This window comes from Echinicola salinicaeni (genome assembly GCF_014280965.1).
In the GTDB taxonomy this organism is placed as follows: Bacteria; Bacteroidota; Bacteroidia; order Cytophagales; family Cyclobacteriaceae; genus Echinicola; species Echinicola salinicaeni.
In genome coordinates this window covers 790,436-811,274 of sequence record NZ_JACODZ010000001.1, presented here as the reverse complement: position 1 = coordinate 811,274, position 20,839 = coordinate 790,436, and the positions used below count along the sequence as shown (strand labels likewise).

Below are 20,839 nucleotides of genomic sequence, written 5' to 3'. Positions count from 1 at the left end.
CTTCTGAATATATTACAGAATTTTATTTTGAAAGTGGATTTTCATCCTGACACAGTTCTACCAAAACTCCATTGGTGGAACGCGGATGCAAAAATACAACTAATTTATGATCCGCACCTCTTTTTGGCTCTTCATTAAGTACTTCGAAGCCTTCTTCCTTTAATCGCTTAATTTCCTTATAAATATCATCTACCTCAAATGCAATATGATGCACCCCTTCCGATCTTTTATCAATAAATTTTGAAATGGCACTTTCAGAATTATTGGCCTGAAGCAACTCTATTTTAGTTTCTCCAACTTTAAAAAAAGAAGTGCTCACCCCCTCACTCTCCACTGATTCTTCCTTATAAGCTTTCTTTCCCAGAAGTTTTTCAAACAATTCCTTAGATTTTTTCAGGTCTTTTACTGCTATTCCCAGGTGCTCGATTTTTCTCATGCGCTAATTTTGTATATTTGTATGAGGAATTATTTCTAAGGTAAGCATGTTTAATGCTTATCCGAAAAACATTAGAACATTAATAGACAGAAAATATGATCATAGTTTCAGACAACGCTAAGCAGCAGATTCAAAAATTAAAGCAGGAGGAGGGCAGAAAGGACAATGAAAACATTCGTGTTTCTGTAAAAGGTGGTGGCTGTTCTGGCCTGATGTATGATTTAGGCTTTGATGAGAATATTTCAGATAGCGACCAAGTTTTTGAAGACAAAGGAGTTAAGATCATCGTAGATAAGAAAAGCTTGCTTTATCTGGCCGGTACTACTTTGGAATTTACCGATGGCCTCAATGGTAAAGGTTTCCAATTTGTCAACCCGAACGCTTCCAGAACCTGTGGTTGCGGAGAAAGCTTTTCCATCTAAAACTTGACGAAATATTGAAGAAATCTTAAAGACCGACCAATTCAGTCGGTCTTTTTTGTTTGTCTACTCGTTTTTTATGGCTCATTTATTACCTTTGCCGAAACCGAATTAAGACCCAAGTATATATGGAAAACACAATCAAAAAAGTTGCTCTTAACGATAAGCACATTGAACTAGGCGGAAAGATGGTTCCCTTTGCAGGATATAATATGCCTGTAAGGTACACCTCAGACAAGCAAGAACACAATACGGTAAGAAACGGTGTTGGTGTTTTTGATGTTTCCCATATGGGAGAATTTATGGTTACCGGACCACATGCCTTGGAACTGATCCAAAAAGTAACCTCAAATGATGCTGCTAAATTAGTAATCGGACAAGCACAATATTCTTGTTTTCCAAATGATAAAGGAGGTATTGTAGATGACCTAATTGTCTACAAAATGGCTGAGGAAAAATATCTTTTGGTGGTAAATGCCTCCAATATTGAAAAAGATTGGAATTGGGTTAACCAACACAATGAAATGGAAGCAGAATTGGAAGATATTTCTGATGAAATGTCTCTTTTTGCTGTTCAGGGGCCAAAAGCTGCCGCTGCCCTACAAAAGATTACACCAGTCAATTTAAATGACATCAAATTCTATCATTTTGCTGTTGGAGAACTCGCAGGCGTTCAGGACGTGATCATCTCTGGTACTGGCTATACCGGTGCAGGAGGTTTTGAGATCTATGTAAAAAATGAGGATGCCGAAAAAGTCTGGGATGCCATCTTTGAAGCTGGAGCTGAATTTGATATTCAACCAATCGGACTAGGGGCTCGTGATACACTAAGATTAGAAATGGGGTACTGCTTATATGGTAATGATATCGATGACACAACCTCTCCTCTTGAAGCAGGGTTAGGATGGATCACCAAATTCACTAAAGATTTCATCAATAGTGACAACCTGAAGAAACAAAAAGAAGAAGGTGTTGGTAAAAAGCTAGTAGGGTTTAAATTCAAGGATAAGGGTATCCCAAGAGCTCATTATCCAATTGTCAATGAGTCCGGAGCACAAATTGGCGAAGTAACTTCTGGGACCATGTCACCAAGCATGGGTATTGGAATCGGACTTGGTTATGTAGATATTGCTTATGCTAAACCAGGAACGGAAATAGCTGTAAGCGTTAGAAATAAAAACTTATCTGCAGTGGTTGAAAAATTACCATTGCTAAAAAAATAATATTTTAATTTAAAATAAATCAGGCTCTTGAACTGCTCAGGAGCCTGTTTCTTTCCCATGAGTAAAATTGAAGTTTGCCTTAGCCCAGAACTGATTCATCTTTATGATTTGACAGATAAAATCGTAGTCGTAGTGGACATATTCCGCGCCACCTCCACGATGATTACTGGACTGGCCAATAATGTAGCTTCCATCACTCCTGTAGCAGGATTAGAAACATGTAGGTCCATGAAAGACCAAGGTTATATCATTGCCGGGGAAAGAAACGGAAAAACAGCTGAAGGCTTTCAATTGGGAAACTCACCTCTAAGTTATTTAAACAATGCCTTTGCCGGAGAAAAAATTGCAGTGACTACCACAAATGGTACGCTGACTATTGAAAAATCCAAAAAGGATTCAGCTGAAGTCTTGATAGGAGCCTTTCTAAATTTGCAAGCCACTGCTGACTATCTGGCCAATAAGGGAAAGGATATATTGATACATTGCGCAGGTTGGAAAGGCATGTTTAACTTAGAAGATTCTCTTTATGCTGGTGCCTTGATTAGCGTATTGGCAAATAAATTCCATTTTGAATGTGATGGTGCCATTGCTATGAAGGCACTCTACGAAAGTAACAAAGAGAACCTCAAGGGCTTTTTAAGCCAGGCTTCCCATGCCAAAAGGCTTCAAAACCATAATATCGAAGCCGATATAGACTTCTGCCTTACTTTGGACAAATACAACTTCATAGGAAAACTCGAAGGTAAAGAATTAGTAAAAGTAGCACTTAATAAAGTTGGGTAGCAACCTGTTTTACCACAAAGGACTCAGAGGGCACAAAGAAACTATTTGACTTTATTGATCATTTATAACTCTCTTTATTCCATTTTTTAAAAGTAAAACATTAAAATTAATCAATAGACCTAATTTAAAATCCCCAAGCTTAAGATAAGTTTGTATTTGTGCAAGATGGACATCAGAAAGTTCTTTCACACTCTTTAATTCAATAACAATCTTATCTTCCACTAATAAATCTAAAGCCACAATCAATCTTAGCATCTTCGAAAAACACGGGCATTGGAACTTCTTTTAACACCCTTAGCCCATCTTTCTTCAATTTATAGTGCAAACATTCTTGATAGACACTTTCCAGGAAACCTGGACCTAAAACCTTATGTACCTCTATTGCACATCCAATAATTTTTCCAGAAATCTCATTTTCATTCATAATTAAAAAAGCGAAGTCTAATCATATAAAACAAAGCCCTTACAAACTAAAAAGAATACTTAACAATTAAAACCTTCTTCTCTGCGCTCTCTGAGTCCTCCGCGGTTAATACCCTTTGTTCTCCTTGTCCTTTGTGGTTTATCCTTTGCAATTCGGCCAATAGGAATTACCTTTGTACTCCATGGAAAAGCACCACCAATTTATCCAATCCAAATTGGAGCAAGCGGCCTCTTCCAATAAATTGAGGACGCTTAAAAAAACATCCCCTGATAAAGTGGATTTCTTTTCCAACGATTACCTTGGTTACTCCACCAAAGGTCTGCTCAGCCAGTCAATTTCTAACAATTCCTCTCCACAATGGGTAGGAGCAACTGGCTCTAGGCTAATCAGTGGAAATCATCCTGAAATAGAACTTTTGGAGCAGGATTTCGCTGATTTTATGGACAGTCCATCAGCCTTGCTTTACAATTCAGGCTATATGGCCAATGTAGGTCTACTTTCTGCATTGGGAGACAAGGAAAGCTGTTTTGTTTTTGATGAGCATGTCCACGCAAGTATTAAAGAGGGAATGCGTCTGGGCTTTGGGCAGAAAATAGCCTTCAAACATAATGATCTGCCAGACCTGGAAAGAAAGCTCAAGTCGCAGGCAGAAAAAGGCAAAAGAATTTTTGTCCTCACAGAAGGGTTATTTTCCATGCATGGGGATACCCCAGATATCCAAGGGATGTTAAATCTTTGCCAAAAACACCAAGCTGCTTTGATCATAGATGAAGCACATTCCTTGGGCACCTTAGGACTGGACAATAAAGGGATTTCGACTGAATTTCACGATCACCCCAACCTTTTTGCCAGAGTAATCACTTTTGGCAAAGCAGCAGGAGGACATGGAGCAATGGTATTGGGTTCAGGTATGCTTAGGGATTTTCTGGTTAATTTTAGCAGGGCCTTTATTTATACCACAGCACCATCTATCGATCAGGTGAACAGCATTAGGAGTACATTAGACCTATTTAAAAAGAAAAGTAATTTTGAAGAGCTTGATAAGGCCATCCAGAGCTATTTAAACTTTGTAAAGGACCTGCCTAATAACTTTTCCCAAAACCCAAGCCCAATACAATATTGGCAATGTGCTGATATTCCAAGACTAAAGGACAAAGTAGAATTACTTCAAGGGTCTGGATTTAATTGCTACGCTATTCTTTCCCCTACTGTAAAACCAGGTGAAGAAAGAATACGAATCGTATTACACGCATTTAACACTAAAAAAGAAATACAAGAGCTGATCAACTTGTTGGAAAAATAATATGGATAATAAGGTATTTGTTACGGGAATAGGAACAGGAATAGGCAAAACTGTTTGTTCAGCAGCCCTTTGCAAAACATTTGGTCATGCATACTGGAAGCCTGTGCAATGTGGTGATCTGGACCAATCTGACACCATTTTTATTTCTAAAAAGTCCCCAGAGACCTATATTCATCAGGAGGCTTACAGGTTAAAAACACCCCAATCCCCTCACTTGGCTGCAAAGCTGGAGGATATTGAAATTTCCCTACCAGAATCACTTATTCCAAAGGATTCCGAAAAATTATGTGTAGAAGGAGCTGGAGGCCTAATGGTACCTTTCAATGATAACCAAACCTATCTGGACTTTCTCTTAACATCCAAACTACATCCAGTAATTGTCATCAGGCATTATTTAGGCAGTATTAACCACAGTTTACTAACGCTTCAGGCTTTGGCCTATGCGGGGATAAAGAATTTCACCATTATCTGGAACGGTGAAGAAAACGCTTCTTCGGAAAGTGCTATTTTGAAACGCTTCTCACCTGTAGCGCAATACAGAATGGATGAATGGGATATGGAAAAAAATGAATTGCCACATCTTAAACAAATAGGGAGAGATGAATAATAGTGAAAAGATAAGATCGGAGAAGAATAGAATTGGCATTACCAAAGCCATGGGAATAAATCCTTTGGGGCTATATGAATCCCAAGAAGGGCGGAGATACAGTACAAAGGAGCATTATTTTGACCTAAACACCAACGGAAATTGGAAAGCAAGTGTTTCTACTAGCTTATGGAATGAAATAAACGGATATATCCAAGGCCTAGGCCATAAACCAGAACGTTTTCCGGAGGAAGCCAAATTGCTTTCTTATCTGATCCACAAAATGGATTTACAGCCTTCGGAAGGTCAAATGATCAATGCGGCCACTTCAAGAGGAAGTATTGATTTCCTATCCAGAATGCAGCAAGAAAACCCAAACCTGCCGGTTTGGACATCTCCGCATTCTACCCTGGGTTTTGCCAGTAGTTGGCCTAGCCTATTGCATAAATCAGACAAGCCACTTTTCTTTCAATCCTCCACTTGTAGCAGCTTTGGACTCACGTTACAAAATGCATTTGCTTGGCTGAATAGTGGTATGACAGATAGCTTTATTGCATCAGCTGTGGAATGCCCCACTGGTCAATTGACCATAGATCAGATGAAGGCAATTAGAATCTATGCTAATGGTGCGAACGAAAGCTACCCTTGCAGATCCATGGATTTTGAAAAGGAACAAAATACCATGGTACTGGGTGAAGGAGCTTATACCTTCGAACTAAAGAACACCAACTATAATGTTTTGGCATACCTGAATGGAGTCGGTTCAGCTGTAGAAAAGATCCACCATTCCACCGAATTATCCTCTGAAGGTAAATGTATAGTTACTGCAGCAAAAAGGGCCTTTAATGCTGAATCCGTTCCAGATATTGATTTAATAATCGGACACTTTCCTGGCACCAAGCTGGGAGATATTGCTGAAAAAAATGCTTACCAAACCGTCTTTGGTGATAAAGTCCCTTATACCATTTCAAATAAATGGAAGATTGGTCACTCACTGGGAGCTAGCTTAGCAGCAAATTTGGATATGGCCATCTCCATATTGCAAAACCAGGAACTTCCAGTATTACCAGACTACGTCAAAAATGACTGTGATCCTCCTAAAACGATCAATAAAATTATGATCACAGCATTGGGGTTTGGAGGACAGGCTATTTGCGCGGTAATTGAAAAATAGATTTTAGATATTAGACGCTAGACATGAGGCAAAAAATCTCATATCTAGTATCTATTATCTCAAGACTCAATACTTTAGACTATTTTCACTTCAGCTTATCGTTGTTTTTGTGTCGGTCAATATCCCTAATATTTTTCTTCTCAAAATTTTTCTCCAAGGCCTTGGTAAGATCTACCCCTGTTTGGTTGGCCAAGCAGATCAATACCCATAGCACATCAGCCATCTCATCACCTAGGTCCTTGCCCTTGTCACTTTCCTTAAAGGACTGCTCGCCATATTTCCTGGCCATGATACGCGCCAACTCCCCGACTTCTTCCATCAAAATGGTCATATTGGTCAGTTCATTAAAATACCTTACCCCAACCGTCTTGATCCAGTGATCAACCTTTTCTTGTGCTTCTTCTATGGTCATACTTCTAATTATTCGGTTTTTCTAATTTTTGTTTTTTATATGATAGCATCAAACCGTCTTCACTATTTTCCCTTCTTCCAACACCAATTCTCTTTTCACCACTTTCGGGATATCTTCTTCATAGTGGCTTACATAGATCATCGAAACATCGCGATGCCTTCCGATATGGTCAATTGTCTCACGGAACAAAATCCTTTGCTCATCATCCATGCCCTGGGCAGCCTCATCAAGGATCAGTAGGGCTGGCGATTTTATCAAAGCCCTGGCCAAAAGACAAAAACGTTGATTCTCCAAAGGGATCTGGTGCAAAAGCATTCGGGCCACATGCTCTATCCTAAATAGCTTCAGCCACTCCATGGCAAGTTGCTCCTGCTCCTCGCTTACTTTTTTAAACAAGCCAATGGAATCAAATAAACCAGAAAGCACCACCTTCAAACAAGTCTGGTTTCTAGGGAAATACCTTGCCAGTTCCGGTGACACAAAACCAATAGGACGCTTAATATCCCAAATCGTTTCTCCTGTTCCCCGCTTTCTTCCAAAAAGCACAATGTCATTGGCATAAGCCTGAGGGTTCTCTCCATTGATCAAACTAAGCAAGGTAGACTTTCCAGCTCCATTATGTCCTCTCAACACCCAACATTCGCCCTGTTTTATCTCCCAGTTGACCTGGTCCAAAATCTCCTTGCCATTATATTGAATATGGACTTGGCTCATCTTGACCAGCGTATCAAATTGTTTAACAGGATTATTCTGAATCAATTCATCCAGTTTTTTATGATCAAATTGTGAAAGGGCGGCATGGTTGACCAGATCCTTTTGGTGAAAGTTCTCCCTTTTTTCCAATTGCACAATTCTACCTCCCTCCAATATCGCGACGTCTGTAATGGCATTGGGAATTTCCTCTGGAGAAGTCGTCATGATTATTTGAATCCCGGACCTCACCATGGTCTCCAACACTTCTCCAAAATGTTTTCTGGTGTCTACATCCAAACCGGTCATCGGTTGGTCCATTAGGAAAAGCTTTGGATTACGTAAAAGCGCCCCTGCAATGGCCAATCTCCTGCTTTCTCCATTGGACAACTTGATCAGAGATTTATCCTTTAAAACATCCAAATCCAGTAATTCCATTACCTTTTCAACAGTCCAAGGGCCATCCTGCTTCACCTCCACTTCCTGCAGATGCTCTATTACTGTAGCAGCCTCTTCAGATTCGGATGAATTGAAGCGCTGCTGGTAATAAAAGTTTTGAAGGTTTGACTTATTGGTAAAAGTATATTTCTGGGAAACTACAGCAATCAAATCCCTAAAGCTATTGATCTTACCCTGTGAAGTCATTTCCTTTTGGTAATCCACTGCAAAATCTCTGGTTACCCTACCCGCTGAAAGTACAGTTTTACCAAGAATGGTATCTAAAAATGCAGTTTTTTCCGAACCTGATGCACTCAGAATGGCCCAGTTCTCCCCTTTCTGCATTTGGAAGTTCAGGCCCTGAAAAATATTCCTGTCCAAATACCTTACATGAGCATTTTCGATTGATAGAAACAATGAACTCATCCTTTTATACTTTATTTTTTGAATCAATACTGATGGTTACCGGTCCATCATTTACCAAAGCCACTTTCATATCAGCACCAAACTCTCCTGTTTCAATGGTTTTGCCCAAGTCATTTTCTACTTGCTGGATAAATGATTCATATAGTGGAATCGCAATATCCGGTTTCGCTGCTTTGATATAAGATGGCCTATTTCCCTTCTTGGTACTGGCATGCAAGGTAAACTGGCTAATCAAAAGCACCTCCCCATCCACATCCAACAAGCTTTTGTTCATCACACCATTCTCATCCCCAAAAATCCTCAAATTGACAATTTTCTTACTTAGCCATGTGATATCCTCAGCATTGTCTGCCTCCTCAATCCCCAACAAAACCATTAAGCCTTGTCCTATTTTTCCTTTAATTTCTCCATCAATTTTCACCGAAGATTCCGAAACCCGCTGAATAACTGCTATCATTGTAATACTATTTTTAAAATAAAACCTTGAAGTTAATTGAAATCAGCTAAGATTTACAGTTTTCCGGATGTCATTTTGGCCATTTTCATCAGCTTGATGGGCTTTATCGTTTTCAATTGGTTTCAGCAACCTCTACAGCACGAATTGAACGGACTGTTTGATGCCAACCAATATCAAAAGGCCTATGAATTCTTTAGGGGAAAATTGGAAACCTATAGGGTCAATTACCCCTTTAGTGTAAGAATTTTCGTTCCTTGGCTCGCAGCCCAATTGCCATTCGACAACATATTCACCAATTTTAAAATCTTAAACCTCTTTTTTGGAATCGCTTGGATTCCCTTCTGGTTTTATCTTGGAAAAAAACTTAATCTCGGAAGATTCAAAACATGGATTGGTTGGTTCTGGATTAATTTTCACTGGGTAGGTATTTGGAAAGCCAACTTTTCTGATCCTATCACGGTTGACCTTCCTCTTTATTTGTTCCAACTAATTTTGCTATTGGCTTTAATTGAAAGTAAGTGGTGGCTATTATGGTTAATAGCAGCAATATCCACCATACAAAAAGAATCTATCTTACCTATTTTATTGGTCCTATGTATCTACCCTGGAATCTCCTTATACCGAAAGCATGATAAAAAAGCTTTCGGAAGCCTTTTAATGGCACTTCTAATAAGCTATATTACCCTAAAAATCACGAGCATGTATTTCCCTGGTGCCAATACTGGGAAAAACGCATTAGTCAATTTATTTAATAATACCCTTGGCCTTTTGGGACATCCTCATCTTTTTCTAAGATGGATATGCTCTCTCACTATAGCCTATGCGGCCTTCCTTTGGGTATTAATTTGGCACCCTAAACCGTTTTTGACCAAGCCTGATAATCGGCAAAAGTTACTTTTGCCGATTATCTTGGTCTATGGCTTTTTCAGTCTTATCGCCGGAGGAGATTTTACCAGGATTGCATTTTTAGGTGCTCCATTTGTCCTATTGTTTTTCCTACGAAACCTTCAACTTTCTTACCTTCAGTGGATCGTACTCTTGGGCATAAGTCTTCCAGCAATGAGATTGTTTGAATTTATTCCAGATGGAGGAGCGGATTTTGAAAATTGGAAAAAGTGGTATCCTGAATACGCCCCAGCGAATTGGCTTATCATTTTTGGAGCATATACTCTATTGGTAGCAGTGATAAGTAAAATATGGCTAAAACCTCAAAATTTCGACTTAAGCCTTAAACATAAAAATAACAAATCCTCTTAAATAAGAGGCTCAACATTACTATTCAAAGATTTGCATTTGCTTTGATTCTATCACCTTCACCATTTCCAACTCATCATTGAGTGCTTGGTGCACCATGGCCTTTGCTACTTGATGATCATAAATAGGTTTATACTTTTTAAGCAACCCCACTGAAGTAACTGCTTGCATCACTACTTTACCAATCGACTCTCCTATTCGGGTTTCTTTCCTGTGCCCCAGAAGAATGGATGGCCTAAAAATCCCCAAATACTTAAAAGGAATCACTTTTAAATCTTCTTCTACCTCTCCTTTTACCTTATTATAAAATATAGAGGAAAGCTGGTCCGCCCCAAGTGCGCTTACATAAAGGAACTTACTTGCTCCCCAACGATGCGCCCATTTAGCAAAATCAATCACATAGTCATGATCAATTCTATAAAAATTTTCTTTTGTCTTTGCCTTTTTTATGGTGGTTCCCAAGGCACAAAAGGCGTGTATCTTCACCTCCTTAGCTTCCAAAGCAGCAATCAAACCATGATTTTCACCTCCAAAATCATCCTCCCTCAATTTATCAAGTAAACTAGTTTGTTCGATCTTGTCAAAATCCACTTGCACCTGTACCAGTTTGGGATGCTTAAAAGCCAATTCCCTACGTGCAATAGAGAGCACATAATCGTATTCTTTCGCTTTAAATAACTGGTGTAACAGCTGAACACCAATCAGGCCTGAGGCTCCAGAAACTAAGGCTATGGATTTCATATGGATCGTATTAACTTATTAGCGCTATCAACTCCTCCTCAAGCGCTTTGTTTTTATTTTTGGCATACCAAAGATGGATTTTCTTCTTAAATTCTTCTGGAGAAACTCCTTTTGGATCACTTTTATATTCTGACATCATTTCCTGTAATTCCCTTGGACGCGGTCCCCACTCAAACAGCTCTTCTAAGTCCACTGCATCCAAAACTATCAACTTTGGTATGGACCTTCCTCCATTGGTCAAATATTGGTCCATGACCCCAAGATGCTGATCACGTAAAATATACCGTACTTCAATTTTATCAGTATTCTCTGCCAGTTTTTCAAAATAAGGCACAATTTGGGCGGCATCTCCACACCAACCTTCCGTGATGACCAACCAAATTTGTTTTCTATCAATCCCCTTCACAGCATCAATAAGCTCTTCACTCAGCTTTGCTGTCTTGTCCCATCTTTTCATTCGCTGTATATTCAGTCGAGTGAAATCTAACATTCCTTCTGAATGATTCTCGCCGGTGGTTTTATTCTCTAATAATAGTTGCTCAATCAATTCCCTATATTGGGAGTAATTCATGGCGTTTTCAATTACTTCAGGAGTAATTACGGAAGTTGAAATACTCATATCGTCCTTTTTATTTTCAGGACTTAACGATAATTATTAAATCTTGGTTCTTTCCCAATCCAAAAAGTTTTGGATATCATGCTGTATGCTTTTAGTAATCGCCAGCAAAACAGAAAGATCATCCAAATAGCCTAGTCCGAGAATAAAATCTGGAATTAAATCCAAAGGCATAATAAAATACAGCAAACCCATAACCAGTAGTGCCAAGGTCTTTGGGGAAAAACTTCTGTATTCATTATTACAGTAAGCTTTTACCATTCTGACTAATACTGATATGTAGACTTTTGCTTCTTGGACAGTTGGGTTTTCAGCAACCACTTGTAGTTTGTCACTGACCTTATGGACAAGGTTTTCCAATTGCTCCTTGCTCCTGGCAATTTTGTCAGCTTTAGACTGGTATAGCCCTTTGGCTTTGTCTAACAACTTACTTGGCTCCAGATTTCTGTATCTATTCATATTGCTATTTAGAAATATACCCTGATTTCAGATTTCACTTGTTTAAGTGCAAAAGAGATGCCATCATTTTTTTGCTCCAAAGAATGCTGAAAGACCTTTTTTGCTAACTCTACTCCCTTTTCATCAGGATTAACCTCCTGCATGGAACGATTAACCAAGGTAACCACCTCTTCCACGGCCGTCTTTACACTATCCCATGTTTCATCAGAAAAATAAATTTGCTGGGCCATATTATGGTTAAACTCTTCTCTGATCTCACTCAACAGCAATCCATGAAGTTCTCGGGCAGAATAGGGCTGATTATTCACCCTTCTCACCAGATTATTAGGAGTCAGCCTTTCTAGCAACAAGCAAAGCCGCTCACCTGCCTGTAAGCGCAAAGGAAGTATAACATCTGTATTTTTGGTTTTTAAAGTAATTAATTTTGCTTCTCTCTCCTTGGATAAAAAAGACACAACTACCAAATACATACCATAAATCACCAACCCCGCAGGAATGATGATCTTCATTAGTTCAACAAAATACTCCATTTACTTAATTTGATTTATACTCGAATATCTAAAATATTTCAAAGAGAAGTTGATTATTTGTGATTATTTTTGAACTAAAGAATCATCTAGAACATTAATCAGGCATGTTAATACCGATTACCATTACAGATAAGGCCCAATTAGAGATCAAAAATATCATCAATAACAAAAACATTCCTGCAGATTACGCTCTTAGGGTAGGCGTAAAGGGCGGAGGTTGCGGTGGCATGTCCTATGCTTTGGGATTTGACAAAGCTAAGGAAGATGACCAACAGTTCGAACTTCACGGCATCCAAGTGCTCATTGAAAAGAGGCATGTCATGTTCCTTATGGGAATGGAAATTGATTTTTATGAAGGAAGTGAAGCCAGGGGCTTTACCTTTGTCAACCCTGACATCCCTAAAAGGCATGATGTAGAAGAATAAAAAATTATCATGATGAAAAATTTCCTGTTATCATTACTGTTCTTAACCTTCGTCCATTACAATTCCTCCGCCCAAGAGATTAATCAACAAGATGATCTTGAGTTCTCCAAGGGTAAAGTAACTGACTTGACTTGGATGGTGGGATTCTGGAAAGGCCCTGGACTCAATGGAGAATGTGAAGAACTGTGGATGCCAAAACAGGGCAATACCATGACGGGAGTATTTCGCTATATAGAAGAGGGGAAACTTATCTTCACAGAATACATGGCAATTGCTGAAGAGGCAGGAAAGATTAACCTAAAAGTCAAACACTTTAATGCTGATTTCTCTCCATGGGAGGAAAAAAACGAATGGGTTAATTTTCCGCTGATAAAGATTGAAGGACAAACTGCTTATTTTAATGGCTTGACCATTCAAAGATCAGGTGATAAGATGACCATAAAACTGTCCATGGAGCATGATGGAAAATCTTCCATTACCACTTTTGAATATGAGAAACAAGAATTATGAAAGCCCTTCAAAGGCAGGTTTGACGTTGGACCAAAATTCATCCAAGGCAATGATTCTTGGCTTTAGAAAAGATATGATATCCGGCCATTGGTCCTTATCCATTACATTGACGCCTTCAAGTCTTTGTTCGATTTTGGAGGTGACTTTCCCATAATCATCCACTGCATGTAGCTGCCAGTCCCATTCTTCCCCAAGCGTACTATGTAGTATTTTCTTAAAAGATTCAAATTGCTCAAATACCAACTCCTGTAACTCCGTATCCTTATGATTAATTTCAATACCTATGGAGCAAAAGCCTCTTTCAGCCTTCATCCTGAAAAACACTTGGCTAATATGGGTTTTATAATTTTGCCAATTGACACGCACCCCCTCAGCTGAGGGAACTGGTTTCATATACTGCCCAAATGTTGTCCAAAAATCCTTTTTGGTTTTTGTAATTTCTGCTCTCTTGTACACTTATTGATAATCTTCTGGATAGGAAACTTTTACAACGGAGTAGTTGACAACACCTCCAAGGGCTGGGTTATGCTTCTTGATAATTATATCCACTCGCTTCAAATCGGAATATTCCTTTAGGATATCCTGTAACATTAAATGGCCAAGATGCTCCAATAATTTAACAGGCTCCTCCATATGGGATTTGGCAATCTGATAAAGTTTTGAATAGTCCACTGTTTCAGTCAGGTCATCCTCCAACATGGCCTTCTTAAAATCGGTATCTACATGAATATCTACCGTAAACCTATTCCCTAGCTTTTTCTCTTCAGTAAAAACCCCATGAAAAGCATGAAACTCAATCCCTTCTAATGATACTTTTCCCATTAATCAAATTGGTCAAAAAATGATCCGCTTGCCTTTTTGTATTCAGTATCCCTTGGCTTTTCTTCCTTCTTTTCTGATACTGAACTTGTTTTGTTATTTACAGTTTCTTCTTTCGGTGACGCTTCCTTATTCTCTGCTGTAATCTCAGTTTCTTGATAGGAAGAATCCTTCGTTTCCTCTTTATTTGGTTCCCGCTTTTGCTCAGCAGGTTCTATATCTTCTCTTTCCACCTCTACGGATAGCTCCTGCTCTTGATCAGCTATTGGAAATGCTTCTTTTTTTGTTTCAATGACAAAAGTATGTGACTTCTCCTTAGGCTTCGGGAGCGACTTGTCTTCATCTTCCTTAAAATTGGGCATTTGCCTACTCAATTCCTTTACAGCTTTGGTATGCACCTCCATCTTGATCCGCTTAATATCCTCTTGGGATTGTTTTACATTCTCAAGACTATCCGTAGACAGATTTTTCAAATTTCGGATTACAATCTCTCTTTGAGCCAGCAGGTCTTCATAACTTTCTACCAAGGAGTTAACTTCCACCTTCAAGTCTTCTACAATATTTTTAGCCCTTCCATCTGCCTCATCGATGATATTTCTGGCCTTTGATTTGGCTTCAGCTATCATGGCATCCGCATTCATCTGTGCCTCTTTGAGAATCAGTTCTGCCGTTTTATTGGCCTGTTCTATCATGCTAGCACCTGTGTCTTCCGCGGCCTTTAAGGTTTTAAAAAGAGAATCCTCCACCTCCCTGAGTTTGGCAGACTCTTTTTCCACCTGATCAAGCTTTATCTTCAACTCTCTTTTCTCATCCATTTCTTTTTCCCATTCTTGGGAAAGGGAAACCAAAAAAGAGCTCACTTCATCTTTATCGTATCCACGAAAATTTTTCTCAAAGGATTTTTGCCGAATTTCTAATGGTGTTATTTTCATATGCATGATTAAAGTTCTACTTCCCAAATGGATATGGTACGATCATCACTGATAGCAATGATTTGCTGACTGTATCTACTCCATAGTACCTTATTTACGGATGTACCATGCCCTGCATGCCGTGATTTATCAATCACTTTTTTCAACTGAAATGTAGCACTCTCCCAGAGCTTAATGGACTTGTCCATACTACAAGTTACAAAATATTTGCCATCTTCACGAAAGTCCAAATAGTTGATGGCATACATATGCGCCACAATACTTTCCTGTTCTTGGTATTGTTCCGTTTCCCAGATTTTCAGATGTGCATCACGCCCCCCACTTATTAAAAACCCTCCATCTGGAGAATAGGATAAGGCAAAAACTGAATTTTGGTGCCCATCCAGTTTTGTGATCGGAGAGAAATCCTTCAGATCAAAAATCTTAACAGAATTATCACTTGCCCCTACGGCCAAATGCTCCTTATCCTTATCAATATCCATTATTCGGATATTTTTTTCTCCTATTTTAATATGCTTAAAGACTGAACGCTCATTGATATCCAGTAGGGTAATCACCCCGTCTCCTGTTCCCACAAGAACCCAATCCTTATAAACCTTAATATCGAAAATGGATTGATCGGTCATTTTAAGCGACCAAATTTCCTTATTGGTATTCAAGTCAATTACATGAATTCCCTCAAAATTATGACCAATAAAGAGCAGGTTACGCTCCTTATCCACCTCCAATGCGTACACAGAATGGGGAAGTTTGGCTATCAATTTCCCATCCTTGGGTGTATCTAGATCCCATTGTACGACCATCCCATCTCCTGCTCCGGTATAAAAAAACCTAGGATCCTTACCTTCTGCCAGGGCATAAATACTATCATTATGACCTGTTAAGGTATATAGTTTACTTACTTGAATTTTTGACATATATTGCACTTTCAACATCATACTCACCACACCAGCCCAATGCAAGCAAAAATAGAAAAAATTAACCCTTTATCGGCCTTGGCTGTCAAGAATATTGACGAACAGGAAAACAAACCCATAGACTTTCTCAGCTTCAGGGAAAAGCTTTCTTTTGCCAATATCAGTCACCCAGAAAAGAAAAAAGAATGGAAAGGTGCTCGCTTAGCCATCAAAACAGCCTTGGACACCATCAATATGGGCTATCCTGGGTTTTATAAAGATGAACATGGCAAGTCCTATCCAATGGACGGTTATGGAAATGTTTCCCTTACCCATACACAAGGCCTGGCCGCTGCTATTTTCCATAAAGAAATGCCCGTGGGTATAGACTTGGATTATGTAAAGGAAAAAGTAGTACGACTAGGACCAAAATTTCTAGATCCTTCGGAAATCGAATTCCTTAACAACGACCCTGTCTTATACACAATCGCATGGTCTGCCAAGGAATCCATTTTCAAATGCCAAGGAAGAAAAGGCATTAGTTTAAGGCAACACATTCTGCTGAGTCCCTTTAGCCATAAAGACAATATTATCAAGGGGAAAATCCACGGAACAGACTTTGCAAACCACTACTATACAGTAAAAGTAGAACGAAAAAACGACCTGGTTTTAACTTATACTATCTGGTAAACAGGATGATTTTTCCCAACTTTTTAGTAGATTAAGAAAAAGTCTGTGTATGAAAGGCGTCTTAACACTAATTTTTGTTCTCGCAGTCGCATGCTATTCATCTCAAGCCCAACAACTGGAAAAACTTGAACTGGAAGATATTGCCTCATCATCCAATTTCAGAATAGCGGACCATCAAAAAGACAAAGCACTAGTGCTTATTTTCACCACAAATGACTGCCCTTATGCAAAACTTTATGAAGACCGGATCATTCAACTCCAAAAACAATTTAGTGATAAGGGCATCACTTTCGCCTTGGTCAATCCCCATGCGGACCAATCAGAAGGAGAAAGCCTTACTCAAATTCAATCAAAAATCAATCAAAAAAACATTACCTTCAGCTATCTCACAGATCCTTCACAACTTCTGACCAAAGCACTAAAAGCGACAAAAGTACCCGAGGCATTCGTCCTCACCCCTAGCCCTACAGGGTTTGGAATAGCTTATCATGGAGCCATTGACAACAATCCTCAAGCCCCAAATAGTGTCACAAAAAAACATTTGGAAATCGCCCTCAATCAAATCCTGAAAAAAGAAAACCCTATTCCCAACTTTGTAAGGGCTATAGGCTGCACTATAAAAGTGCATAATTAATTTTCCTCTAGAATTGCCAGTAATTGCCGAACCTCTTCCACTTTTTCAGGCTCACTCAATTTTTCAAAGGAGACAATGAGGTTCCTAAGGCTTCTCTTTACAATATCTACATGCCCACAAGGCTCAAAAAACTCCTCCTTAGGCTCTATCTTTAAATGCTCCAAATAATTATTGATGTCTTGACGACTAAATATCAACCCTTTATTAAAGGCATTGATATAAAAAGTAGCCTCATCGGACTTATAGGTCAAAACAAATAAATTGGGCAAGTTTACCCCATAAACAGGCAAACCAAGCTTTTTTGCCACCAAATAATAGATAGAACAAAGGCTGATGGGATTACCTCTTCTAGCATCTATTACATTACTAATCATGCTATTTGCAGGTGAATGGAAATTTTTGGTATTAGCAGAAAACTTCAATTGGTTAAAAAGCACATTATTGATTAGTCGAACTTGATCATAGGGAGAAACATCAGTTTTGAAAGAAGTCCATACTTCAAAATAGATTTGATGCATCTCTGAATTCAGTGATTCAAAATCAAGATCCGGATACTGATAAGTATTGATTATCCACAAGCCTTTCAGTAAATCCTTATCCTCTGAATCTCTCCATTCAAGCAACCTTTCCTTCAAAAGTGAAAACTGAAGCTCATGTACCAGTTCCTCAATCTCTTTCTGTAAGTCAGGATTAAAACTACTCTCCCATTTTTCCTCCAAAAAGGGAATCACATCATTACCCAAAGAAATGATCTTGTCCTTCACATGTTCTTTCACCTCCCTGTCTGTATCATCCAATAAGGAAACCAATGCATGCAATTCTTTTTTACTTAGCTTTTCCATAGCCGCTCAATCGTGGGAAGTTATATTTCCGGGGTGTTAACACTTTTATTTACGCCCAAATTTACAATCAAGTTTGAATAACTCCTACATTAAATCGCTCTGTAATGGGGGCATGATTGGCGGCCTCAATTCCTTTGGATATGATGGACCTTGTATCTTCAGGATGAACAACCCCATCCACCCATAATCTAGCGGCAGCATAATAAGGGCTTAATTCTTCATTATACTTATCCGTAATATCTTTTAGTAATTTGGCTTCATCCTCTTCAGTGATCTCCTTGCCTGCCTTTTTCAAAGAGGCTACTTTAATTTGTAACAGGGTTTTAGCAGCGGATGCCCCACTCATCACCGCCATCTGAGCAGTAGGCCAGCTGAAGATCAACCTTGGATCATAGGCTTTCCCACACATGGCATAATTTCCCGCCCCATAGGAATTCCCTATGATCAAAGTAAACTTAGGGACTACTGAATTGGCCATCGCATTGACCATCTTGGCACCATCCTTAATGATCCCACCGTGCTCGGCCCTGCTTCCCACCATAAACCCGCTCACATCTTGAACAAATAATAAAGGGATTTTTCGCTGGTTACAGTTCATGATAAATCGAGCAGCTTTATCGGCAGAATCTGAATAGATCACTCCACCCATCTGCATTTCTCCCTTTTTGGTCTTGACCATTTTGCGCTGATTTGCAATGATACCGACAGCCCAACCATCAATTCTCGCAGTACCGCAAACTAAGGTCTGACCAAACCCAGATTTGTATTCATCAAAACTGCCAGCATCTACAAGACAGTTCAAAACTTCATGCATATCATAAGGTTTCACCCTATCTGCTGGAAAAAGCTGAAAAAGTTCATCAATAGTCTTACTAGGTGCTTTGGATTCTATTTTGTCAAAGCTTGCTTTATCACTTGACCCAAGTGTTTTGAAAATCCCTTTGATCGCATCCAGACAGTCCTTATCATTTTCATATTTATTATCGGTGACACCAGAAATTTCACAATGTGTCGTGGCACCACCTAAGGTTTCATTGTCCACGGTCTCTCCTATCGCCGCTTTCACCAAATAAGAGCCCGCCAAAAATATAGAACCAGTCTTATCAACAATCAACGCCTCGTCAGACATAATAGGCAAATAAGCCCCTCCTGCCACACAACTTCCCATAATAGCGGCAATTTGAACAATCCCCATGGAAGACATCTTGGCATTATTTCTGAACTGCCTTCCAAAATGCTCCTTATCTGGGAAAATTTCGTTTTGCTTGGGCAAAAACACACCTGCACTATCCACTAGATATATTATGGGCAATCTATTCTCCATGGCTATCTCCTGAGCCCTAAGGTTCTTCTTAGCCGTCATAGGAAACCAGGCGCCCGCTTTGACAGTTGCGTCATTGGCCACTACCACACACATTCTCCCACTCACCTGTCCTATCCCTGTGATTACACCTGCTGAAGGACAGCCGCCTTCTTCCTCATACATTCCATCAGCAGCTAATGCCCCAATTTCCAAAAAATGGACTCCATCATCCAAAAGATATTCAATTCGCTCCCTGGCTGTCAACTTTCCCTTTGCATGTTCCTTGGCTATTCGCTTTTCTCCTCCCCCCAATTTTACTTGTTTGATTTTTTCCTGCAACTCCTTCACTAGCGACAAATGCCTTTTCTGATTATTATTGGTTTTCTCCATGGGTTAAAATTCTGATTCTAAATATTCTAAATGGTACAAAATTCTTCAAGAGATTTCTCAAAAGTCTTTATCTCAATATAGAAAAAATCGTAAGATTTTATATGCGAGTCAATATTGTAAAACAAAAAAGACCGATCATTTCTGATCGGTCTTTGAGATAATATCTGACCATAAACTTAATCTAAATGGCCTCTATTTCTTGCTTATATGCCTTAATTGACCGGTAAATCGCAGAAGCGAGATAAACCTGTCCATTTTTACTATTCAAGTACCTTTCCTCATTGGAATTGGACAAAAAGCCTGTTTCAATCAAAATACTGGGCATACTGGTAGTCCACAATACATAAAGAGGTAATTGTTTCACGCCCCTACTATGACGATTAAGACGAGTTTTAAAATCACGCTCTACCTTTTGCGCCAAGGAAAGACTATTGGCAAAATAGGCTTTTTGCATCAGGTTAAACATCATATATGATTCAGGAGAATTTGGCTCAAATCCTTCATAATTTTCCTTATATCCATCCTCCATCAAGATCACCGCATTTTCTCGCTTCACCACATCAAAATTACGCTCAAAGTGGTTAGCCCCCATCACATAGGTTTCTGTTCCGTAAGCATTTGAACCACTCACTGCATTACAGTGGATGGACACAAACAAATCCGCTTTATTCCTATTAGCAATATTTGCCCTTTCCTTTAGCTCTATAAAAACATCGGATTTCCGAGTATAAATCACCTCAACATCAGGCAGGTTCTTTTCTATATACCCCCCGACTTTAAGGGCTATTGATAATGCCACATCCTTTTCTCTAGAGGTTCTCCCACTAGTACCAGGATCCTTTCCACCATGCCCCGCATCAATTACAATTCTTCTCAGCTTAAACTCCCGCTCGCGCTCCCCAGCTGGAGAAAAGGCTGTTAGGAATGACAATACGGTCAAGAAAGAAATTATTACAACATTTTTAGCAGTCCTTGGTTTCATAAAGATTAATAACGTTAACTTTACGCAAAATTTATAAATTTTTGA

At 39.2% G+C, this 20,839-nt stretch carries 26 protein-coding genes and 1 pseudogene; 11 read left to right on the top strand and 16 right to left on the bottom strand.

What is annotated here, in order from left to right; genetic code table 11:
• Nucleotides 1-22: 22 nt before the first annotated feature.
• Nucleotides 23-436 carry a methylmalonyl-CoA epimerase gene (gene mce / locus H7U17_RS03450; RefSeq protein ID WP_186754824.1) on the bottom strand — a complete coding sequence of 138 codons (414 nt, stop codon included), beginning with the start codon at nt 434-436 and terminating at the stop codon, nt 23-25.
• A 95-nt stretch (nt 437-531) separates the two neighbouring features.
• Between mce and H7U17_RS03445 the strand changes: the two genes are divergently transcribed.
• From H7U17_RS03445 to H7U17_RS03435, 3 genes are all read left to right on the top strand, one after another.
• On the top strand, nt 532-858 hold the full coding sequence (locus H7U17_RS03445) for a HesB/IscA family protein (RefSeq protein ID WP_186754823.1): 327 nt from the start codon (nt 532-534) through the stop codon (nt 856-858).
• A gap of 125 nt (nt 859-983) precedes the next feature.
• Nucleotides 984-2,078, top strand: coding sequence for a glycine cleavage system aminomethyltransferase GcvT (gene gcvT, locus H7U17_RS03440; protein WP_186754822.1), 1,095 nt, complete (start codon nt 984-986; stop codon nt 2,076-2,078).
• A gap of 57 nt (nt 2,079-2,135) precedes the next feature.
• Complete coding sequence (locus H7U17_RS03435) at nt 2,136-2,861, top strand: 2-phosphosulfolactate phosphatase (protein ID WP_186754821.1); 726 nt, start codon at nt 2,136-2,138, stop codon at nt 2,859-2,861.
• Nucleotides 2,862-2,912: 51 nt separating this feature from the next.
• Here the strand turns inward: H7U17_RS03435 and H7U17_RS03430 are convergent.
• Nucleotides 2,913-3,285, bottom strand: a pseudogene (locus tag H7U17_RS03430) (GxxExxY protein).
• 181 nt (nt 3,286-3,466) lie between these two features.
• Here H7U17_RS03430 and H7U17_RS03425 point away from each other — a divergent pair.
• The 3 genes from H7U17_RS03425 to H7U17_RS03415 are packed head-to-tail and all read left to right on the top strand — an operon-like array spanning nt 3,467 to nt 6,348.
• Nucleotides 3,467-4,588: an aminotransferase class I/II-fold pyridoxal phosphate-dependent enzyme gene (locus tag H7U17_RS03425; protein ID WP_186754820.1), complete on the top strand. Its 1,122-nt coding sequence runs from the start codon at nt 3,467-3,469 to the stop codon at nt 4,586-4,588.
• Nucleotide 4,589: 1 nt separating this feature from the next.
• Entirely contained in the window at nt 4,590-5,195 is a 606-nt protein-coding gene (bioD, locus tag H7U17_RS03420) for a dethiobiotin synthase (RefSeq protein ID WP_186754819.1), read from the top strand.
• Entirely contained in the window at nt 5,188-6,348 is a 1,161-nt protein-coding gene (locus H7U17_RS03415) for a beta-ketoacyl-[acyl-carrier-protein] synthase family protein (RefSeq protein ID WP_186754818.1), read from the top strand. The genes bioD and H7U17_RS03415 overlap by 8 nt, the downstream gene beginning before the upstream one ends.
• Nucleotides 6,349-6,433: 85 nt before the next feature.
• Here H7U17_RS03415 and H7U17_RS03410 read toward each other — a convergent pair whose 3' ends face one another.
• The 3 genes from H7U17_RS03410 to dtd are packed head-to-tail and all read right to left on the bottom strand — an operon-like array spanning nt 6,434 to nt 8,771.
• Nucleotides 6,434-6,760, bottom strand: a complete 327-nt coding sequence (locus tag H7U17_RS03410) for a nucleotide pyrophosphohydrolase (protein ID WP_186754817.1) — start codon at nt 6,758-6,760, stop codon at nt 6,434-6,436.
• 48 nt (nt 6,761-6,808) lie between these two features.
• Nucleotides 6,809-8,314 carry an ATP-binding cassette domain-containing protein gene (locus H7U17_RS03405; RefSeq protein WP_186754816.1) on the bottom strand — a complete coding sequence of 502 codons (1,506 nt, stop codon included), beginning with the start codon at nt 8,312-8,314 and terminating at the stop codon, nt 6,809-6,811.
• A gap of 4 nt (nt 8,315-8,318) precedes the next feature.
• Nucleotides 8,319-8,771 (bottom strand): D-aminoacyl-tRNA deacylase, encoded by a 453-nt coding sequence (gene dtd, locus H7U17_RS03400; RefSeq protein WP_186754809.1) that lies wholly within the window; start codon nt 8,769-8,771, stop codon nt 8,319-8,321.
• A gap of 36 nt (nt 8,772-8,807) precedes the next feature.
• On the opposite strand from dtd, the gene H7U17_RS03395 reads away from it, so the two are divergent.
• Complete coding sequence (locus H7U17_RS03395; RefSeq protein ID WP_186754807.1) at nt 8,808-10,028, top strand: hypothetical protein; 1,221 nt, start codon at nt 8,808-8,810, stop codon at nt 10,026-10,028.
• 18 nt (nt 10,029-10,046) lie between these two features.
• Here H7U17_RS03395 and H7U17_RS03390 read toward each other — a convergent pair whose 3' ends face one another.
• Genes H7U17_RS03390 through H7U17_RS03375 form a run of 4 tightly spaced genes read right to left on the bottom strand, consistent with a single transcriptional unit; the run spans nt 10,047 to nt 12,371 of the window.
• A complete protein-coding gene (locus H7U17_RS03390) occupies nt 10,047-10,766 on the bottom strand; it encodes an NAD-dependent epimerase/dehydratase family protein (RefSeq protein ID WP_186754805.1) in 720 nt (239 codons plus the stop codon).
• Nucleotides 10,767-10,776: 10 nt separating this feature from the next.
• Nucleotides 10,777-11,385 (bottom strand): thioredoxin family protein, encoded by a 609-nt coding sequence (locus H7U17_RS03385; protein ID WP_186754803.1) that lies wholly within the window; start codon nt 11,383-11,385, stop codon nt 10,777-10,779.
• Between the two features lie 36 nt (nt 11,386-11,421).
• Nucleotides 11,422-11,841, bottom strand: coding sequence for a YkvA family protein (locus H7U17_RS03380; protein WP_186754801.1), 420 nt, complete (start codon nt 11,839-11,841; stop codon nt 11,422-11,424).
• Between the two features lie 8 nt (nt 11,842-11,849).
• Entirely contained in the window at nt 11,850-12,371 is a 522-nt protein-coding gene (locus H7U17_RS03375) for a DUF7935 family protein (protein WP_186754799.1), read from the bottom strand.
• Between the two features lie 104 nt (nt 12,372-12,475).
• On the opposite strand from H7U17_RS03375, the gene H7U17_RS03370 reads away from it, so the two are divergent.
• Together H7U17_RS03370 and H7U17_RS03365 are read left to right on the top strand one after the other, a co-directional pair.
• Complete coding sequence (locus tag H7U17_RS03370) at nt 12,476-12,796, top strand: HesB/IscA family protein (RefSeq protein WP_186754798.1); 321 nt, start codon at nt 12,476-12,478, stop codon at nt 12,794-12,796.
• A gap of 9 nt (nt 12,797-12,805) precedes the next feature.
• Nucleotides 12,806-13,306, top strand: a complete 501-nt coding sequence (locus tag H7U17_RS03365; protein WP_230981242.1) for a DUF6265 family protein — start codon at nt 12,806-12,808, stop codon at nt 13,304-13,306.
• Here H7U17_RS03365 and H7U17_RS03360 read toward each other — a convergent pair.
• The 4 genes from H7U17_RS03360 to H7U17_RS03345 are packed head-to-tail and all read right to left on the bottom strand — an operon-like array spanning nt 13,301 to nt 15,974.
• The gene (locus H7U17_RS03360) at nt 13,301-13,762 is read right to left on the bottom strand and encodes a DUF4268 domain-containing protein (RefSeq protein WP_186754796.1); all 462 of its coding nucleotides are present in this window, start codon (nt 13,760-13,762) and stop codon (nt 13,301-13,303) included. The genes H7U17_RS03365 and H7U17_RS03360 overlap by 6 nt on opposite strands.
• A complete protein-coding gene (folB, locus tag H7U17_RS03355) occupies nt 13,763-14,128 on the bottom strand; it encodes a dihydroneopterin aldolase (protein WP_186754794.1) in 366 nt (121 codons plus the stop codon).
• The gene (locus H7U17_RS03350; protein ID WP_230981241.1) at nt 14,128-15,063 is read right to left on the bottom strand and encodes a DivIVA domain-containing protein; all 936 of its coding nucleotides are present in this window, start codon (nt 15,061-15,063) and stop codon (nt 14,128-14,130) included. Before H7U17_RS03350 ends, folB begins: the two co-directional genes overlap by 1 nt.
• 2 nt (nt 15,064-15,065) lie before the next feature.
• Complete coding sequence (locus H7U17_RS03345) at nt 15,066-15,974, bottom strand: WD40 repeat domain-containing protein (RefSeq protein WP_186754792.1); 909 nt, start codon at nt 15,972-15,974, stop codon at nt 15,066-15,068.
• Between the two features lie 39 nt (nt 15,975-16,013).
• On the opposite strand from H7U17_RS03345, the gene H7U17_RS03340 reads away from it, so the two are divergent.
• Complete coding sequence (locus H7U17_RS03340; protein WP_186754789.1) at nt 16,014-16,643, top strand: 4'-phosphopantetheinyl transferase family protein; 630 nt, start codon at nt 16,014-16,016, stop codon at nt 16,641-16,643.
• 49 nt (nt 16,644-16,692) lie between these two features.
• Nucleotides 16,693-17,277 carry a redoxin domain-containing protein gene (locus tag H7U17_RS03335; protein WP_186754783.1) on the top strand — a complete coding sequence of 195 codons (585 nt, stop codon included), beginning with the start codon at nt 16,693-16,695 and terminating at the stop codon, nt 17,275-17,277.
• On the opposite strand, the gene H7U17_RS03330 is transcribed toward H7U17_RS03335, so the two are convergent.
• The 3 genes from H7U17_RS03330 to H7U17_RS03320 all read right to left on the bottom strand — a co-directional run bounded on the left by H7U17_RS03330 (nt 17,274) and on the right by H7U17_RS03320 (nt 20,794).
• The gene (locus tag H7U17_RS03330) at nt 17,274-18,119 is read right to left on the bottom strand and encodes a transglutaminase-like domain-containing protein (protein ID WP_186754781.1); all 846 of its coding nucleotides are present in this window, start codon (nt 18,117-18,119) and stop codon (nt 17,274-17,276) included. The two genes, H7U17_RS03335 and H7U17_RS03330, sit on opposite strands and share 4 nt — an antisense overlap.
• A gap of 67 nt (nt 18,120-18,186) precedes the next feature.
• The gene (locus H7U17_RS03325) at nt 18,187-19,812 is read right to left on the bottom strand and encodes an acyl-CoA carboxylase subunit beta (RefSeq protein ID WP_186754779.1); all 1,626 of its coding nucleotides are present in this window, start codon (nt 19,810-19,812) and stop codon (nt 18,187-18,189) included.
• Nucleotides 19,813-19,993: 181 nt separating this feature from the next.
• Nucleotides 19,994-20,794: an N-acetylmuramoyl-L-alanine amidase family protein gene (locus H7U17_RS03320; RefSeq protein WP_186754777.1), complete on the bottom strand. Its 801-nt coding sequence runs from the start codon at nt 20,792-20,794 to the stop codon at nt 19,994-19,996.
• Between the last annotated feature and the right edge of the window lie 45 nt (nt 20,795-20,839).

What these genes read in the sequence shown, in the direction of transcription:
- H7U17_RS03425 (WP_186754820.1), top strand. Translation starts at nt 3,467, where the DNA reads ATGGAAAAGCACCACCAATTTATCCAATCCAAATTGGAGCAAGCGGCC.
- H7U17_RS03435 (WP_186754821.1), top strand. Translation starts at nt 2,136, where the DNA reads ATGAGTAAAATTGAAGTTTGCCTTAGCCCAGAACTGATTCATCTTTAT.
- H7U17_RS03370 (WP_186754798.1), top strand. Translation starts at nt 12,476, where the DNA reads ATGTTAATACCGATTACCATTACAGATAAGGCCCAATTAGAGATCAAA.
- bioD (WP_186754819.1), top strand. Translation starts at nt 4,590, where the DNA reads ATGGATAATAAGGTATTTGTTACGGGAATAGGAACAGGAATAGGCAAA.
- H7U17_RS03390 (WP_186754805.1), bottom strand. Translation starts at nt 10,766, where the DNA reads ATGAAATCCATAGCCTTAGTTTCTGGAGCCTCAGGCCTGATTGGTGTT.
- H7U17_RS03375 (WP_186754799.1), bottom strand. Translation starts at nt 12,371, where the DNA reads ATGGAGTATTTTGTTGAACTAATGAAGATCATCATTCCTGCGGGGTTG.
- H7U17_RS03365 (WP_230981242.1), top strand. Translation starts at nt 12,806, where the DNA reads ATGATGAAAAATTTCCTGTTATCATTACTGTTCTTAACCTTCGTCCAT.
- H7U17_RS03350 (WP_230981241.1), bottom strand. Translation starts at nt 15,063, where the DNA reads ATGCATATGAAAATAACACCATTAGAAATTCGGCAAAAATCCTTTGAG.
- H7U17_RS03340 (WP_186754789.1), top strand. Translation starts at nt 16,014, where the DNA reads ATGCAAGCAAAAATAGAAAAAATTAACCCTTTATCGGCCTTGGCTGTC.
- H7U17_RS03330 (WP_186754781.1), bottom strand. Translation starts at nt 18,119, where the DNA reads ATGGAAAAGCTAAGTAAAAAAGAATTGCATGCATTGGTTTCCTTATTG.
- H7U17_RS03345 (WP_186754792.1), bottom strand. Translation starts at nt 15,974, where the DNA reads ATGTCAAAAATTCAAGTAAGTAAACTATATACCTTAACAGGTCATAAT.
- H7U17_RS03405 (WP_186754816.1), bottom strand. Translation starts at nt 8,314, where the DNA reads ATGAGTTCATTGTTTCTATCAATCGAAAATGCTCATGTAAGGTATTTG.
- H7U17_RS03385 (WP_186754803.1), bottom strand. Translation starts at nt 11,385, where the DNA reads ATGAGTATTTCAACTTCCGTAATTACTCCTGAAGTAATTGAAAACGCC.
- H7U17_RS03335 (WP_186754783.1), top strand. Translation starts at nt 16,693, where the DNA reads ATGAAAGGCGTCTTAACACTAATTTTTGTTCTCGCAGTCGCATGCTAT.
- dtd (WP_186754809.1), bottom strand. Translation starts at nt 8,771, where the DNA reads ATGATAGCAGTTATTCAGCGGGTTTCGGAATCTTCGGTGAAAATTGAT.
- H7U17_RS03415 (WP_186754818.1), top strand. Translation starts at nt 5,188, where the DNA reads ATGAATAATAGTGAAAAGATAAGATCGGAGAAGAATAGAATTGGCATT.
- H7U17_RS03380 (WP_186754801.1), bottom strand. Translation starts at nt 11,841, where the DNA reads ATGAATAGATACAGAAATCTGGAGCCAAGTAAGTTGTTAGACAAAGCC.
- H7U17_RS03445 (WP_186754823.1), top strand. Translation starts at nt 532, where the DNA reads ATGATCATAGTTTCAGACAACGCTAAGCAGCAGATTCAAAAATTAAAG.
- H7U17_RS03410 (WP_186754817.1), bottom strand. Translation starts at nt 6,760, where the DNA reads ATGACCATAGAAGAAGCACAAGAAAAGGTTGATCACTGGATCAAGACG.
- mce (WP_186754824.1), bottom strand. Translation starts at nt 436, where the DNA reads ATGAGAAAAATCGAGCACCTGGGAATAGCAGTAAAAGACCTGAAAAAA.
- H7U17_RS03320 (WP_186754777.1), bottom strand. Translation starts at nt 20,794, where the DNA reads ATGAAACCAAGGACTGCTAAAAATGTTGTAATAATTTCTTTCTTGACC.
- gcvT (WP_186754822.1), top strand. Translation starts at nt 984, where the DNA reads ATGGAAAACACAATCAAAAAAGTTGCTCTTAACGATAAGCACATTGAA.
- H7U17_RS03325 (WP_186754779.1), bottom strand. Translation starts at nt 19,812, where the DNA reads ATGGAGAAAACCAATAATAATCAGAAAAGGCATTTGTCGCTAGTGAAG.
- folB (WP_186754794.1), bottom strand. Translation starts at nt 14,128, where the DNA reads ATGGGAAAAGTATCATTAGAAGGGATTGAGTTTCATGCTTTTCATGGG.